We start from the raw sequence: 14,862 nt of genomic DNA on the forward strand, positions 1-14,862 counted from the left end.
TGAATTATTAATTATTTTCTGTATGCAAAGAAGACATTCACAATTCACCATTTACAATTAATTTTCCTCGTACATTTCCATCCATAAACGGGTTTCTTCCAGATCTAGTTCTTTTTCGATTTTGCGAAAGATTTCTTCGTTGACAGAACCAAATTTATGCATCGATTCTAATTTTCCTCTTTCTACATTTAGCAAATCAATTTGAATTTTAGTGAAATCATTAAAAATTTCACCTCCAAGAAGTTTTCCATTTCCAAAGAAATTTGCAGGAAGTTCAGTCTTTTGCAGACGATTAAATTTTACTTCGTATTTACTTTTTATGTTATGAAGCAATTCATCATTCAATAAAGAGAAATTATCTTCTATATGCGCAATGGTTTCTGAGACAATCACATTTCGAATATTATATTCTTCTGCAAGTATTGAATAACGTTCGATTTTTAATTTCTTTATAAGCCAAGGAAGTGTCAAACCTTGAATTACTAAAGTCGAAAGTATAACACAGAAAACTAAATATATAATCAAATTTCGAAGCGGAAATTCTTCTGTTTTATTCAACATTAACGGAAGTGCCAACGCTGCCGCCATAGAAACGACACCTCTCATTCCCGACCATCCAAAAATGATCATATTTCGATAATCAAATTGTTCTTTTTCTCGAATCTTTTTACTAATTATTCTTGGTAGAATTGTAGCAGGAATAACCCACAAAAAACGAACTAGAATCACCACGATACTTATAACTGCTCCCCAGATAAATAATGAATTTCCAGAGTAATTGCTAATTCCAGCAATAATTTGTCTTAACTGAAGTCCGATTAAAATAAAAATCAAACCGTTCAGAATATTATTAAGCACATCCCAAATGGTATTGGTCATTATTCGACTTTCATGCGAAAAAATCGTACCTGATCTTGCTGCCAAAAAAAGTCCTGTTGTTACCACAGCCAAAACTCCCGATCCTTCAAAATGCTCGGCAAGAAGATAGGAAGCAAATGGTGTCAATAATGTAAGCGTTACTTCGATAATATCGTCGCAAACAAATCTTTTATGGATATAATACATGATAAAGCCAACAGCCAAACCAATTCCTATGCCCAAAGCTGACATTAAGACGAAATTTAATCCGGCTTGCCACAAAACAAAATTTCCCGCTGTAATTGCCGTAAGCGCATATTTGTATGCAACAAGACCACTAGCATCATTTACTAAACTTTCTCCTTCTAGAATAGCAATCAATCTAGGATTAAGACCTAACCCTTTTGTAATCGCTGTTGCCGAAACTGCATCGGGAGGCGAAACAATTGCACCAAGTAAAAAAGCTAACGGCCAAGACATATCATCTATAAGCCAATGTGCAAAAACAGCAACTAATCCTGTTGTAAAGAAAACCAAACCAACAGCAGCAAAAGTTATTGGACGTATAGATTGCTTAAAGTCTGACCAGCTGGTATGCCACGCCGCATGATACAAAAGCGGTGGTAAAAATATAATAAATACAATTTCAGGACTTAAAGCAATCACAGGAAGTCCAGGAACAATACTAATAACAACGCCACATAAAACCAAAACAATCGGAATGGGAAAGTTATATCTTTTGCTAACAAGACTAAGAAAAGCAACGCCGAAAAGCAGCATTATAATAACGGTGATATTCTCCATTTAAGATGGTATTTATTAAACTTTCGATTATGGAATTTGGGTACTAAATTAAGATTTTATGACAACTTAATTAGATTAACATTAAAAAAATAGAATGTCGATTTATTGACTTATATCAAACTTTTTAGTTTCAAACAATTTTAGATTTGTCACTTATTATTTCTAAAAAAACTTTTATGATAAGTACAGAATTAAGTCCGTTAACCCAATTTGGAATTTCGAGTAAAGAACGTGTTGAAAATGCCTTGGAGCAACTTAAAAGCGGAAAAGGTGTTCTCGTAACCGATGATGAAAATCGAGAAAATGAAGGCGATCTTATATTTTCTGCACATCATATGAGTGCTCAAGATATGGCTTTAATGATTCGTGAATGCAGCGGAATTGTTTGTCTTTGCTTGACTAACAATAAAGCAGACGAATTGGAACTTCCTTACATGGTAAAAGAAAACACAAGCAGTTTTCAAACTCCATTTACCATTACGATTGAAGCTAAAAATGGAGTAACAACAGGAGTTTCTGCAAAAGATAGAATTACAACCATAAAGACTGCAATTGCAATGAATGCGAGACCAGAAGACTTAGCGAAACCTGGGCATGTTTTTCCGCTTAGAGCGAATGAAAATGGTGTTTTAGGTCGAAATGGTCATACAGAAGGAAGCGTAGATTTAATGAAATTGGCTGGCTTACAACCCGAAGCCGTTCTTTGCGAATTGATGAACGAAGACGGAAGCATGGCGAAACTAGACAAAATTGTTAGCTTTGCACAAGAACACGATTTGATGGTTTTATCTATTGAAGATATTATTTATTACCGCAAATTTGTGAGAGATTATAATTAAATGATATACGAACAACTTGGTAATTCCATTCGAAAAAGCATTAACGTTTCTGATGAAGATTTAGAAACCATTCTTTCCTATTTTAAACTTATCAAAAAAGGAAAAAATGAAATTTTGCTGGCTCAGGGACAAATAAGTCAAGAAACATTTTTTGTTGCAAAAGGTTGTTTGAGAATCTTTTTTATTAATGAAGAAGGAAAAGATGTTACAAGATATATTGCTTTCGAAAATCAATTTGCAACAGCTTTAGTTAGTTTTATTACCAAAATGCCAGCAGCAGAAAATATTCAAGTTGTAGAGAAATCCGAATTGCTAAGCATCTCACACGAAGATTTTAATCATTTAATGAAAATTATTCCTCAATGGCGTGAGTTCTACAGCAATTATTTAGAAAAAGCTTATGTGAATAATGCCAATCGGTTAATGTCTTTTACCACAATGGATGCTTTGGAAAGATACAATCAGCTTTTGAAAATTAATCCTGCGATTGTAAAAAGATTACCGAATAAAATTGTGGCTTCTTATATTAATATTTCTCAGGAAACTTTGAGTAGGTTGAAGTCTAAGGTTTAATTTGATTGCGGAGCTACTTGTGAAGATGTCTCCTTCGTCGACATGACAAACAGTATGAAAAAACTTTGACAAAAAATCTGCGTGAAATCTTTCGACAACATTCTAAATAAAAAAGCCGAATCTAAATTAAGATTCGGCTTTTTTATTTTTATGATTCACAACTGCTGCAAGAAACAAGACTTGTTACTAATTCTTTAGAAACGCTCTGGCTTCTTTGATAGTATAAACTTTTTACTCCTTGTTGCCAAGCTTCAATCATCAGACGGTTTACATCTTTAATTGCCAATTCTGCTGGGATATTAAGATTTAAACTTTGTCCTTGATCAACAAATTTCTGACGAATTCCTGCTTGTTGTACAATTTCTAATTGGCTGATTTCTTTAAACGTCTTGAAAACGTCTTTTTCCTGCTGAGTCAATTGTTCCATGTGCTGAACACTTCCTCCATTTAGCATAATTCCTCTCCAAACCTCTTCATTATCCAAACCTTTTTCTTCAAGCAGTTTTTTAAGATATTTATTTTTACGCATAAAATTACCTTTGCTTAATCCTGCTTTATAATAATTACTGCTGAAAGGTTCAATTCCTGGCGAAGTTTGTCCTAAAATTGCAGAAGAAGATGTTGTTGGAGCAATTGCCATTGTTGTAGTATTGCGTCTTCCGTAACCTTTTAACAGTTCTGGTTCTCCGTAAATTCTAGCCAACTCTTGACTTGCTTTATCAGCTTTGTCACTAATATGTTTGAAAATCTCTGTTGTTTTCATTTTAGCTTCCATTCCTTCAAACGGAATCATATTTTTCTGTAAATAAGAATGCCATCCTAAAACACCTAAACCAAGTGCACGGTGTCTTTTAGCAAATTTATTTGCTGCAGAAAGATAATAGTTTCCTTCTGTTTTTTCAATAAATTCTTGTAAAACAGCATCTAAGAAAAAGATCGCTAATTTTACTGCTTCAGTATCTTTCCATTCTTCATATAATTCTAAGTTCATAGAAGATAAACAGCAGATAAATGATTCGTCATGCGTAGACGGAAGCATAATCTCGCTGCATAAATTACTAGCGTTGATTCTTAGATTCTGATCTTTATAAACTTGCGGTTTATTTTTATTTACATTGTCGCTAAAGAAAATATAAGGCAATCCTTTTTGCTGACGGCTTTCTAATACTTTTGCCCAAACTTGTCTTTTTTCAGCATCTCCATCAATCATTTCTTGCATCCAGTAATCTGGCACACAGATTCCGGTAAACAAGTTCTGAATTGGGTTTCCAATACTTTTAATTTTCAAGAACTCTTCAATATCTGGATGATCTACATCTAAATAAGCGGCAAAAGCACCACGACGAACTCCTCCTTGAGAAATGGTATCCATAGCCGTGTCAAAAAGCTTCATAAAACTCACTGCTCCACTACTCTTTCCGTTATCGGTTACAGCACTTCCGCGTTCGCGTAATTCACCAAAATAACCAGAAGTTCCACCTCCAATTTTGGTTTGCATAATTACTTCTCCAAGTTTATGTGTAATTCCCTCAATTTTATCTGGAACGTGCACATTAAAACAAGAAATTGGCAATCCTCTTTCTGTTCCCATATTTGCCCAAACTGGCGAACTGATACTCATCCAACCTCTTTCGATCATTTCCATGAAAGACTCTTTCAATTCTGGTTTGTAAAGCCTTTTTGCTGCAGCCGTACAAATTCTATCAATTGCTCCTTCTACAGTTTCTCCTTTTAAAAGATAACCGCGGTTTAAAATCTGTTCACTTTCAGAATTTTTCCACCACATTTTACTATCATTTTGTGGCTCAAAATTATTATTTGCTGGGTTTGTGTCTATCGTATTCATAATGTATTATGGGCTTGTATTAGAAAAGATCGTTTGCTGTGATACTCTTATCGTGTTTTGTATATTCTACTGGACGTTTCGCAAAGAAATCATCTAAACTATTTGCAAAAACTTCTTCTTCAAACCAAGTCATTTTTGAATACTCTTCTGGAGAAACATTAAAAATCGTTTCGATATTGATTTGCTTTAAACTTTCATCAATTCTAAATTTCATGAAGTTTACCAAGTCTTCTTTGTTTATCGTTTCAATCGCTCCATTTTCAAAAATCCAATCTAAAATATCGGCTTCCACAGTGATTGATTCTCTAACAGTTTCTCTAATTAATTCGAGAGTTTCTGCGTCGAAATATTCTGGAAACTCTTCACGGATTTTATTAATGATATAAATTCCGCCATTAGCATGAATCTGCTCATCGATTGAAGTCCAAGCAATAATATTACTCACATTCTTCATATATCCTTTGAATCTTGTGAATGACAATAAAATAGCAAACTGGCTGAAAAGAGAAACGTTTTCAATTAAAATACTAAACAAAATCAAGGAAACCATGTATTTTCTGTTGTCCTGAGATTTTGTGTCTTTTAATACATTCGAAAGATAATCTACACGTCTGCGAATTACAGGAACATCCAATAATCTTTCAAATTCATCATTATATCCTAAAACTTCCAACAAACGAGAATACGCTTCAGAATGTCTAAATTCACATTCTGCAAAAGTAGTTCCCAATCCGTTGAATTCTGGTTTTGGAAAATGCTCATATATATTGCCCCAAAAACTTTTTACAGCTACCTCAATCTGCGCAATTGCCAATAAACTATTTTTAATAGCTGTCTTTTCTGCCAAATCCAAATGCGCATGAAAATCTTGCGTATCGGCAGTAAAATCTACTTCAGTGTGTACCCAGTAAGCTTTATTAATAGCTTCAGTAAATTGCAGAACCTCAGGATATTCAAAAGGTTTATAATTGATTCTTTTATCAAAAATTGACATATATATAGAGTTTTAAGTGACTATTTTGAAATAGAAATCCGAGCGCTTATTTTGGGGAGGTATTAGCGTGATTTCTATAATTACAAATTTAACCCACAGTTATTCTATTGTCCAATTTTTGATGTTAAAAATCTGCCCAATTATCAACAGTTTTAAAACTTCAAAAAATCACGATTTTGCAAATTTTATCAACATGAAAATAATACGCTGTAATTTACAATGAGCTAGCAGTTTCCCTAAAAATAACACTAAGTTATCAACATGAAAAAAAGTACTTTCTGAGGTCAAAACGAAAACAGTTATCAACATTCGTTTTGATGAAAGAGAAATTTGAAAGTAAATTTTTCAGCAAAAAAACGTCAGTTATTTATAATAATTCCAAATAATTACTACATACAAAAAAATTATAACATACTTTATTACAAAAACTTACACTCAAACCCATAGTAAAAAAGCAAAAGATATTATTAAAATCAACGCCTTACAAAAGAACTATTGCAACAATTCTTGCCATTTAATCTTATTAGAGCTATAAAAGAGAAAAAACATTCAAAAATCATTTTGCCACTTCCAAAAAGAGATCGAATTAAAACAAAATTAAAATTTACTTAAGAGATTCTTAATTTTTGAAAAAATACCTTCAAATTCCCTTTTTACAGTAAATTATTCTTGGTTTAAGAATATTAATTTTTACATTTGCTTTTATTTTTATTTATTCTAAATAGAATAAAATATTCCCAAAAAATAAATTAATCTTGTACAATTCAATAACCATAAATTATCGAAATATGAAAAAGAATCTTTTTGTTTCTTTTGCATTTGCTGCTACTCTATTTGTAAGTGCTCAGCAAAAAAATGCGTTGCTAGATGCGGCTTTCTGGAAAACTTCTCCAACTGTTGAAACGGTTCAGGCAGAAATCTCTAAAGGAAATAATCCAGCTGAAGCCAATGCAAACGCATTTGATGTTACCACCTTAGCCATTAATAATGACGCGCCTTTTGCAACGATCAAATTTTTGGTTGAGCAACCTGGAAATTCAATCACAAAATTAACTCACGATAATCGTATCTATCTCCATTGGGCAGCATATAGAGGAAATACTGAATTGGTTCAATATTTAATTGCTAAAGGTTCTGACGTAAATTTTGAAGACAGCCACGGAACCGCTCCTGCTGATTTCGCTGCTTCAAACGGCCAGTCAGATGCTGCGATGTATGATGCTTTCTTTAAAGCTGGACTTAATCCGACAAAAAAATATGCGAATGGAGCAAACCTTTTGCTTTTGGCCATTGCATCTGATAAAGATTTAAAAGCTGCTGACTATTTTTCTACTAAAGGAATGTCTTTAAAAGATGTAGATAATGACGGAAACACAGCTTTTACTTATGCTGCAAGATCTGGAAATATTGCTCTTTTGAAAAAACTTGTAGAAAAAGGCATTAAACCAACTAGCGATGCGCTTTTATTTGCTGCACAAGGAAGTCGAAGAGAAAGTAATACTTTAGAAACTTATAAATATTTGGTTGAAGAAGTAAAAATTAAAGCAACTGCTCAAAATAAAGCAGGACAAAATGTATTGCACTTCTTGGCTGGAAAACCAAATCAGGCTGAAATTATTAAATATTTCTTAGGAAAAGGTGTTGATGTAAACAAAGCTGATAAAGAAGGAAATACGCCAGTTATGGTTGCTGCTGCGGCTAGAGAAACTGCTGTCTTAGAATTGTTTCTTCCTTCTGTTAAAAACATAAATGCTCAAAATCTTAAAGGAGAATCTGCTTTGACTTTTGCTGTTAGAAATGGAACTTCAGAAGCTGTAAATTTACTTTTGACCAAAGGTGCAGATGTAAATGTGAAAGATAAAGACGGAAATAATTTAGGTGTTTACTTAGTACAATCATATCGCCCTGCAGGAAGAGAAAAAGCTGCTACTGATCCTTTTGATGCTAAAGCAAAATTACTTCAAGACAAAGGTTTAAACCTTGCAGCTCCACAAAAAGACGGAAACACTTTATATCATTTAGCTATTACTAAAAATGATGTTTCTCTTCTTAAAAAAATCACTGACTTAAAAGTTGACATCAACGCTAAAAATAAAGATGGTTTAACGGCTTTACACAGAGCGGCAATGACTTCTAAGGATGATGCTATTTTAAAATATTTAGTTTCTGCTGGAGCTAAAAAAGACATCAGTACAGAATTTGACGAAACGGCTTACGCTTTAGCGAAAGAGAATGAGCTTTTAACCAAAAACAATGTTTCTGTTGAATTCTTAAAATAAACAATTAATTAATAATCAATATTTGAAATTCCAAATTCCAAACTTTACATTTGGGATTTGGGATTTCACATTACAAATCCACACAAATACATAATTTCAGATGAAATCAATATTAAAAATTGCTCTTACAAGCGCTTTTATCTTTTTAGTTTCTTTCCAATCTCAAGCGCAATCAAGCAAATACAAGATTATGCTACAAATGAATAACTATATGGGAGAAGGTGCTTATATCGTTGTTTCGCTAGTGAATTCGGCAGGAGAATACGAAAAAACTCTTTACGTAATGGGCGATGATAAAAAATGGTACAAGTCTTTAAAAGAATGGAATAAATTTCACACTGCTCAAAAATCAGATGATATCAGCGCTAAAACTGGAGCTTCTGTAACGGGAGGTGATCGTAGTGTTACTACAATCGAAATTGAGAATTCTAAAATTAATAAAGGTTACAAATTACGTTTTGAATCTGCTGTAGAAGATCAGAAATATTATGTAAGCGATCTTGAAGTTCCGCTTACAACTGAAGGTCTTGCAGAAAAAACAGATGGTAAAGGTTACATCAAATACGTAAGATTAAGTAAAATATAATACCATTACATTTCTAGAATACACTCAATGACTCTTTCTTTTTGGCGTTACGCACACTTGGCTTTGGCCCTATTTTCTTCTATTTTTTTGCTTTTGGCTTCGGTAACAGGAATCATTCTGGCGGTCGATGCGGTTCAGGAAAAAACACTTCCGTACAAAGCAGAAGATTTTAATAAAATAACCTTAGGCGAAACGCTTCCAATTTTAAAGAAAAAGTATTCTGAAATTACAGAATTGAGTGTAGATTACAATCAATTTGTAACGCTTCAAGCTATTGATGGAGATGGAAATGACGTTAAAGCATACATTGATCCAAAAACTGGAAAAGTATTAGGAACTCCTGCAAAGAAAAGCGAATTCATAAATTGGATTACGAGTTTGCACCGTTCACTGTTTCTTCATGAAACAGGACGTTTTTTTGTGGGCGTAATTTCTTTTTGCTTGCTATTAATATCAATTTCGGGTTTCGTACTGGTTTTAAAAAGACAGCGCGGCATCCGAAATTTCTTTTCTAAAATAATCAAAGAATATTTTGCACAATATTACCATGTCCTTTTAGGAAGATTGGCTTTAATTCCGATTTTAATTATATCGCTTACAGGAACTTATTTATCCCTAGAAAGATTTAACTTTTTTATGGGGGAAGAAAAAGTAAAACCTGTAAAAACAGAACTCTCAGAGAAAGCACAAACAAGTTCAATTTTTAATACCGCTTTATTATCCGATGTAAAGAAAATCGAATTTCCTTTTACAGATGATCCTGAAGAATTTTATATTATCGAATTGAAAGACAGAGAAATTGAAGTCAATCAGGTTACAGGAGCTGTAATTTCTGAAAAGCTTTCGGCAATGAGAACTCAATTTGCGGCATTAAGCTTAGATCTTCACACAGGAAGAATTAACGGAATCTGGGCGATTATTTTGGCTATAGCCTGCATTAACATTCTGTTCTTTATTTATTCTGGTTTTGCAATTACGTTAAAAAGAAGATCTAGTCGAATTAAGAATAAATTTAAAGCTAGCGAAAGCACTTTTATTCTTTTGGTTGGTTCAGAAAACGGAAGCACTTTCCGATTTGCCAATTCAATTCAGAAACAATTAATTGATCACGGGCAGAAAGTTTTTGTCAGTGAATTGAATAAATTTTCCGCATATCCGAAAGCAGAACACATTATTGTTTTTACTTCAACTCATGGTTTAGGAGACGCTCCTTCTAACGGAACGCAATTCAAAACTTTATTAGAGAAACAAAATCAAGATCAAAATATTAATTTCTCTGTAGTTGGTTTTGGCTCGAAATCGTATCCAGATTTTTGCCAGTTTGCTATTGAAATTGATCAGCTTTTAGAAAAACAAAAATGGGCAGATCGTTATTTGAATTTACAAACTGTTAATGATAAATCGGCGGTTGAGTTTGTAGAATGGATAAAATTATGGAGCGAGAAAACAGGAATTCCGTTGGCTACAACTCCATCATTATACAACCATATTCCGAAAGGTCTGCAAAAATTAATGGTTTTGGATAAAACACCAATTTCTGAAACCGAACATACTTTTATTCTGACTTTAAGAGCTAGTTCTAGAGTTAAATTTAGTTCGGGCGATTTATTGGCAATTTATCCTGCTAACGATTCTAGAGAACGCCTCTACTCGATTGGAAATCATTCTGGAAATATTCAATTGGTTGTAAAATTGCATCCAAACGGATTGGGGTCTGGCTTTTTGAATGCTTTAGAACCAGGAAATGTTATAAAAGCTCAGATTGTAAAAAATCCTGCTTTTCATCTTCCTAAAAAAGTTCAAAAAGTGGCTTTTATTTCTAACGGAACAGGAATTGCTCCTTTCTTAGGAATGATTGAACAAAATAAAGCAAAACAAGAACTTCATTTGTATAGCGGATTTAGAATGGAGACACCAACTTTAATGGCTTACAAAAAGTTTGCTGACATTATGATTCAGAAAGAACATCTAGATAATTTTCATGTCGCTTTATCGCGTGAAGCAGAACATATTTATGTAATGGATTTGATTAAAAGAGATTCCTCTTTCTTTACGAATCTATTTAAAAAAGGTGGTGTCGTTATGATTTGTGGTTCACTTGCCATGCAGAAAGATGTCGAATCAATCTTAAATGAATTGTGTCTTTCAAAAGGACTAAAAACACTTGAAGAATATAAAGCGAATAAACAATTTTTAACGGATTGTTATTAGAGTAATTTTAGATTGTTGATTTTCAACTTTCGCCTTTTGACTTTGGACTTTCGACTTTGGACTTTCGACTTTGGACTTTCGACTTTGGACTTTTTAATACATTTTCATGCATAAATTATTATCATATAAAATTTCATTGTTTTTTGTAATTATTTGCTGTGTATCTGCACATTCGCAAGTATTACGAAAAAGAACTACGCTTTTGATGGGCGGACGTTTTGATATTTCTATTGTCGACAAAGATTCTCTTTCTGCAGAAAAAAATATAGATGAAGTTATCGCTGAAATTACGCGAATTGAAAATTTAATCTCCGATTGGAAACCCACTTCTCAAGTTTCTGAAGTGAATCAGAATGCGGGAATAAAACCCATTCAAGTAGATCGCGAAGTTTTTGAACTGGCACAAAGAGCGATTAAACTTTCTGAAATTACAAATGGCGGATTTGATGTTAGTTTTGCTGCTTTAGACCGTATTTGGAAATTTGACGGTTCGATGACTGAAATGCCTTCGGTGGAAGCCATAAAAAAATCTGTTGAGAAAGTTGGCTATAAAAACATCATTTTAGACAGCACAGCATCGACTATTTTCTTAAAGTTAAAAGGAATGAAAATTGGTTTTGGTGCTTTAGGAGAAGGTTATGCAACTGATAAATGCCGCGCCATGATGATTGCAAAAGGTGTTCAAGCTGGCATTGTAAACGGTTCTGGTGACATGAGCACTTGGGGAAAACAACCCAATGGAAAAGATTGGAAAATCGGAATTACAAATCCGTTTAAACCGGAGAAGATTTTAGCTGCCGTTCCGTTAAAAGAGGGCGCTGTAACAACTTCTGGCAGTTATGAAAAGTTCGTTGTTTTTAACGGAAAACGTTACTCGCACATTATAAATCCTGCAACTGGTTATCCTGCAACTGGTTTATGCAGTGTTACGGTTTTTGGTCCGAACGCAGAAACCGCTAACGGATTAAGCACTTCTATGATGGTTTTGGGACAGAAAGAAGGTTTGCTTTTACTTCAAAAATTTCCTAATTATAGTTGTGTAATGATTACTGATAAAGGGAAAGTTGTTAAGTCTAAGAACTTCGCTTATAAGTTATGAGTTATGAAGTATGAGTTATGAATTGCCTCCAACTTTAGCTGGGGGATAAATAAATTCTACATAAAAGGCTTTAGCCAAACTTATTTTGGCTAAAGCCTTTTTCATTTCTTTTAAAAATGACCTCCAGCTAAAGCCGAAGGCAACTCATAAATGAACTCTGCGTCTTCGCGACTTAGCGAGATTAAAAAATTCTCTTTGCACATATCCTTCGACTTCGCTCAGGAAGACAATCAAATTATCAACTCATAACTCAAAAAAACAATATTAAAATAACATTAGAACCTTCATTGTAATTCTAATAATCTTCTAATTACTTTATTTAGATTAAATTTAAATTATCATATAAGTTTGCAGCACTTTTACACGCAGACTCAATATGAGAACAATTTTACTACTATTTTTATTTACCATTTCAGCGTGGTCACAAACTGGAAATCTTAAAGGAAAAGTGACTTTTGGAACCGATGAATTAGCTTATGGTTCATCAATTATTATTAAAGGAACTCAAAAATATGCTATTGTTAATGATTTTGGTCGTTACGATTTTAAGGGTTTAAAATACGGAGAGTATATCTTGGAAACCTCTTCTATGGAAGGTCAAACAAGAACTACAAAAATTACTATCAACAAACCGAATACAGAACTTAATATTTCTTTAGACCGAAATGGCCCTAAAGATTTACAAGAAGTTGTAATCAAAAAATCTTCTATTAGAAAAGAAATGATGGAGAAAGGTTTTGCTGTAAATGTTATTGAAACACAGGAAGCGGCAAAAAGAAATCTTCAAACCAACGATTTATTGGATCGTTCTGGAGGTGTTAGAATTAGGCAAAATGGAGGTTTAGGTTCTGCTGTAACTTACAACATTAACGGGATGTCTGGAAATGCTATTCGTATTTTTATTGATGGAATTCCTATTCAAACTTATGGTGCTTCATTTAGCTTAAATAGTATCCCGCCAGCTTTAATTGAAAGAATTGAAGTTTACAAAGGTGTTGTTCCTGCAAATTTAGCAGATGATTCTCTTGGTGGCGCCATTAATGTGATTCTTAAAAAAGGATCTAAAAACATGATTGCGGCTTCGGTTTCTTATGGTTCTTTTAATACTATCCAATCGAACTTTAGTACCACTTATAGAGACAAATCTGGTTTTACTGTTAAAGCCAATGGATTTCAGAATTATTCTGACAATGACTATGAAGTTTGGGGAAGATTTGTATATAATATTGCTCCTAACGGACGCTATGAATATATTAGGGCGAAACGTTTTGAAAGCATGTACAGATCGTATGGAGGAAGACTTGAAGCGGGTTTTACTGATGTAAAATGGGCAGATAATTTTTCTATCAGTTATAATGGTTCTGAAGATTATAATCAGATTCAGCACGGTCAGTACATGACTAAACCTTATAAAGGACGTTTTAGTGAATCTGCTGCAAATGTTTTTAGTCTTAATTATAATAAAAAAGATTTCTTAATCAAGAATTTAGATTTCTCGATAATTTCTGTTTATAGCCATAGAAATGATATGGTTAACGATACGGTAAAGTGGAATTACAACTGGAATGGTGAAAAAGCTATAGGATTATATGGCGAGCCTATTTTATCTGTATTTGGCGCACAGCAGGGAGCACCTACAATGAACCATCAAAAATTGAATATTTTTAATACAAGAGCCGGTTTAACTTATAACATTTCTAAAAACCATAAGATTCTTGCAAACGGAATGTTTTATACTGTTGACAGAAATGATAAAGATGAGATGCTGCCAGAATTGATTCGTAATTTTTTGGCTACGCGAGATTTGGATAAATCTGTTACTTCTTTTGCTTATGAAATGCAGGCTTTTCAAGCACGTCTAAAAGCTAACTTTTTTGTCAAAAATTATTATTTAAAAACAGAACAAGTTACCCCAACAATATTAGTCGGCCAAGATGGTCAGAGGTCTGTGATTATGGATACTGACATTAGAAATACGAACTTTACAGGATATGGTTTTGCATCTTCATATGCTGTTTTTCCAAAGGCATTGATTATGTTTTCTGCAGAAAAAGCAATTCGATTGCCAAATGAGAATGAAATATTTGGACTTCCGGGCCAAAACATTTTAAGCAATCCTAATTTAGGTCCCGAACAAAGTAATAATTTCAATATTGGTTTACGATTAGGGCCTTATTTAATTAATAATCATAAGTTTTCATTCTATGGAAATGCTTTTTGGAGAAATATTCAAGATAAAATTGTACAGCAAATAAGTAATCGAGTTAATGAAGCCGTTCAAGCTACCCCATTCGTAAATTTAGGAAAAACACAATCTGTAGGTTTTGAAACATCTATTCAATACTCATTTAAAGAAAGATTATTCGCAGGAGTAAACCTTTCTAAATTCAATTCTATTTATAAAGATAGGTACGATGAAAATGGAAATACCATTATTCATTATAATAAACAGCTCCCAAACGAGCCTTATTTTACTGTAAATGGAAATCTTCAATATAATTTTAAAAATGTAATTCAAAGTAAATCAGAATTAAACCTTTATTACTACTGCGGTTATGTAGCTCCTTTTTACACTTCTTGGCTTGAAATTGACAGAACAACAGCTCAGTTTCCTCAGGATTTAGGTCTAAGTTATGCCTTTCCAAACAAACAATTTGTAGTGAGTTTTGATGCTAAAAATATTTTCGATGAGCAAGTCTATGACAATTTCGCCGCTCAAAAACCAGGTCGAGCTTTTTACATTAAGCTCAATTATACGATCAGTAAATTTTAA

The 14,862-nt window shown here is 33.2% G+C and carries 10 protein-coding genes; 7 read left to right on the top strand and 3 right to left on the bottom strand.

The window, feature by feature from the left end:
- Positions 1–57 precede the first annotated feature (57 nt).
- Positions 58–1,662, bottom strand: coding sequence for a Na+/H+ antiporter (locus JC605_RS16875; RefSeq protein ID WP_198857320.1), 1,605 nt, complete (start codon positions 1,660–1,662; stop codon positions 58–60).
- Between the two features lie 176 nt (positions 1,663–1,838).
- Between JC605_RS16875 and ribB the strand changes: the two genes are divergently transcribed.
- Together ribB and JC605_RS16885 are read left to right on the top strand one after the other, a co-directional pair.
- Positions 1,839–2,501 (top strand): 3,4-dihydroxy-2-butanone-4-phosphate synthase, encoded by a 663-nt coding sequence (ribB, locus tag JC605_RS16880; protein WP_198857321.1) that lies wholly within the window; start codon positions 1,839–1,841, stop codon positions 2,499–2,501.
- Entirely contained in the window at positions 2,502–3,074 is a 573-nt protein-coding gene (locus JC605_RS16885; protein ID WP_198857322.1) for a Crp/Fnr family transcriptional regulator, read from the top strand. It begins immediately after the preceding gene.
- A gap of 148 nt (positions 3,075–3,222) precedes the next feature.
- On the opposite strand, the gene JC605_RS16890 is transcribed toward JC605_RS16885, so the two are convergent.
- Together JC605_RS16890 and JC605_RS16895 are read right to left on the bottom strand one after the other, a co-directional pair.
- On the bottom strand, positions 3,223–4,920 hold the full coding sequence (locus JC605_RS16890) for a ribonucleoside-diphosphate reductase subunit alpha (protein ID WP_198857323.1): 1,698 nt from the start codon (positions 4,918–4,920) through the stop codon (positions 3,223–3,225).
- Positions 4,921–4,939: 19 nt separating this feature from the next.
- Positions 4,940–5,914: a ribonucleotide-diphosphate reductase subunit beta gene (locus JC605_RS16895; protein ID WP_198857324.1), complete on the bottom strand. Its 975-nt coding sequence runs from the start codon at positions 5,912–5,914 to the stop codon at positions 4,940–4,942.
- A gap of 788 nt (positions 5,915–6,702) precedes the next feature.
- On the opposite strand from JC605_RS16895, the gene JC605_RS16900 reads away from it, so the two are divergent.
- From JC605_RS16900 to JC605_RS16920, 5 genes are all read left to right on the top strand, one after another.
- The gene (locus tag JC605_RS16900; protein ID WP_198857325.1) at positions 6,703–8,193 is read left to right on the top strand and encodes an ankyrin repeat domain-containing protein; all 1,491 of its coding nucleotides are present in this window, start codon (positions 6,703–6,705) and stop codon (positions 8,191–8,193) included.
- 100 nt (positions 8,194–8,293) lie between these two features.
- The gene (locus JC605_RS16905) at positions 8,294–8,779 is read left to right on the top strand and encodes a DUF2271 domain-containing protein (protein ID WP_198857326.1); all 486 of its coding nucleotides are present in this window, start codon (positions 8,294–8,296) and stop codon (positions 8,777–8,779) included.
- Between the two features lie 27 nt (positions 8,780–8,806).
- Positions 8,807–10,990 (top strand): PepSY domain-containing protein, encoded by a 2,184-nt coding sequence (locus JC605_RS16910; RefSeq protein WP_198857327.1) that lies wholly within the window; start codon positions 8,807–8,809, stop codon positions 10,988–10,990.
- A gap of 106 nt (positions 10,991–11,096) precedes the next feature.
- Positions 11,097–12,089, top strand: a complete 993-nt coding sequence (locus tag JC605_RS16915; protein WP_198857328.1) for an FAD:protein FMN transferase — start codon at positions 11,097–11,099, stop codon at positions 12,087–12,089.
- Between the two features lie 376 nt (positions 12,090–12,465).
- Entirely contained in the window at positions 12,466–14,862 is a 2,397-nt protein-coding gene (locus tag JC605_RS16920; RefSeq protein ID WP_198857329.1) for a TonB-dependent receptor domain-containing protein, read from the top strand.

The sequence above is a fragment of the Flavobacterium sp. IB48 genome, from assembly GCF_016405855.1.
Lineage (GTDB): Bacteria > Bacteroidota > Bacteroidia > Flavobacteriales > Flavobacteriaceae > Flavobacterium > Flavobacterium ginsengisoli.

What these genes read in the sequence shown, in the direction of transcription:
- JC605_RS16890 (WP_198857323.1), bottom strand. Translation starts at nt 4,920, where the DNA reads ATGAATACGATAGACACAAACCCAGCAAATAATAATTTTGAGCCACAA.
- JC605_RS16875 (WP_198857320.1), bottom strand. Translation starts at nt 1,662, where the DNA reads ATGGAGAATATCACCGTTATTATAATGCTGCTTTTCGGCGTTGCTTTT.
- JC605_RS16895 (WP_198857324.1), bottom strand. Translation starts at nt 5,914, where the DNA reads ATGTCAATTTTTGATAAAAGAATCAATTATAAACCTTTTGAATATCCT.
- ribB (WP_198857321.1), top strand. Translation starts at nt 1,839, where the DNA reads ATGATAAGTACAGAATTAAGTCCGTTAACCCAATTTGGAATTTCGAGT.
- JC605_RS16905 (WP_198857326.1), top strand. Translation starts at nt 8,294, where the DNA reads ATGAAATCAATATTAAAAATTGCTCTTACAAGCGCTTTTATCTTTTTA.
- JC605_RS16885 (WP_198857322.1), top strand. Translation starts at nt 2,502, where the DNA reads ATGATATACGAACAACTTGGTAATTCCATTCGAAAAAGCATTAACGTT.
- JC605_RS16910 (WP_198857327.1), top strand. Translation starts at nt 8,807, where the DNA reads ATGACTCTTTCTTTTTGGCGTTACGCACACTTGGCTTTGGCCCTATTT.
- JC605_RS16900 (WP_198857325.1), top strand. Translation starts at nt 6,703, where the DNA reads ATGAAAAAGAATCTTTTTGTTTCTTTTGCATTTGCTGCTACTCTATTT.
- JC605_RS16915 (WP_198857328.1), top strand. Translation starts at nt 11,097, where the DNA reads ATGCATAAATTATTATCATATAAAATTTCATTGTTTTTTGTAATTATT.
- JC605_RS16920 (WP_198857329.1), top strand. Translation starts at nt 12,466, where the DNA reads ATGAGAACAATTTTACTACTATTTTTATTTACCATTTCAGCGTGGTCA.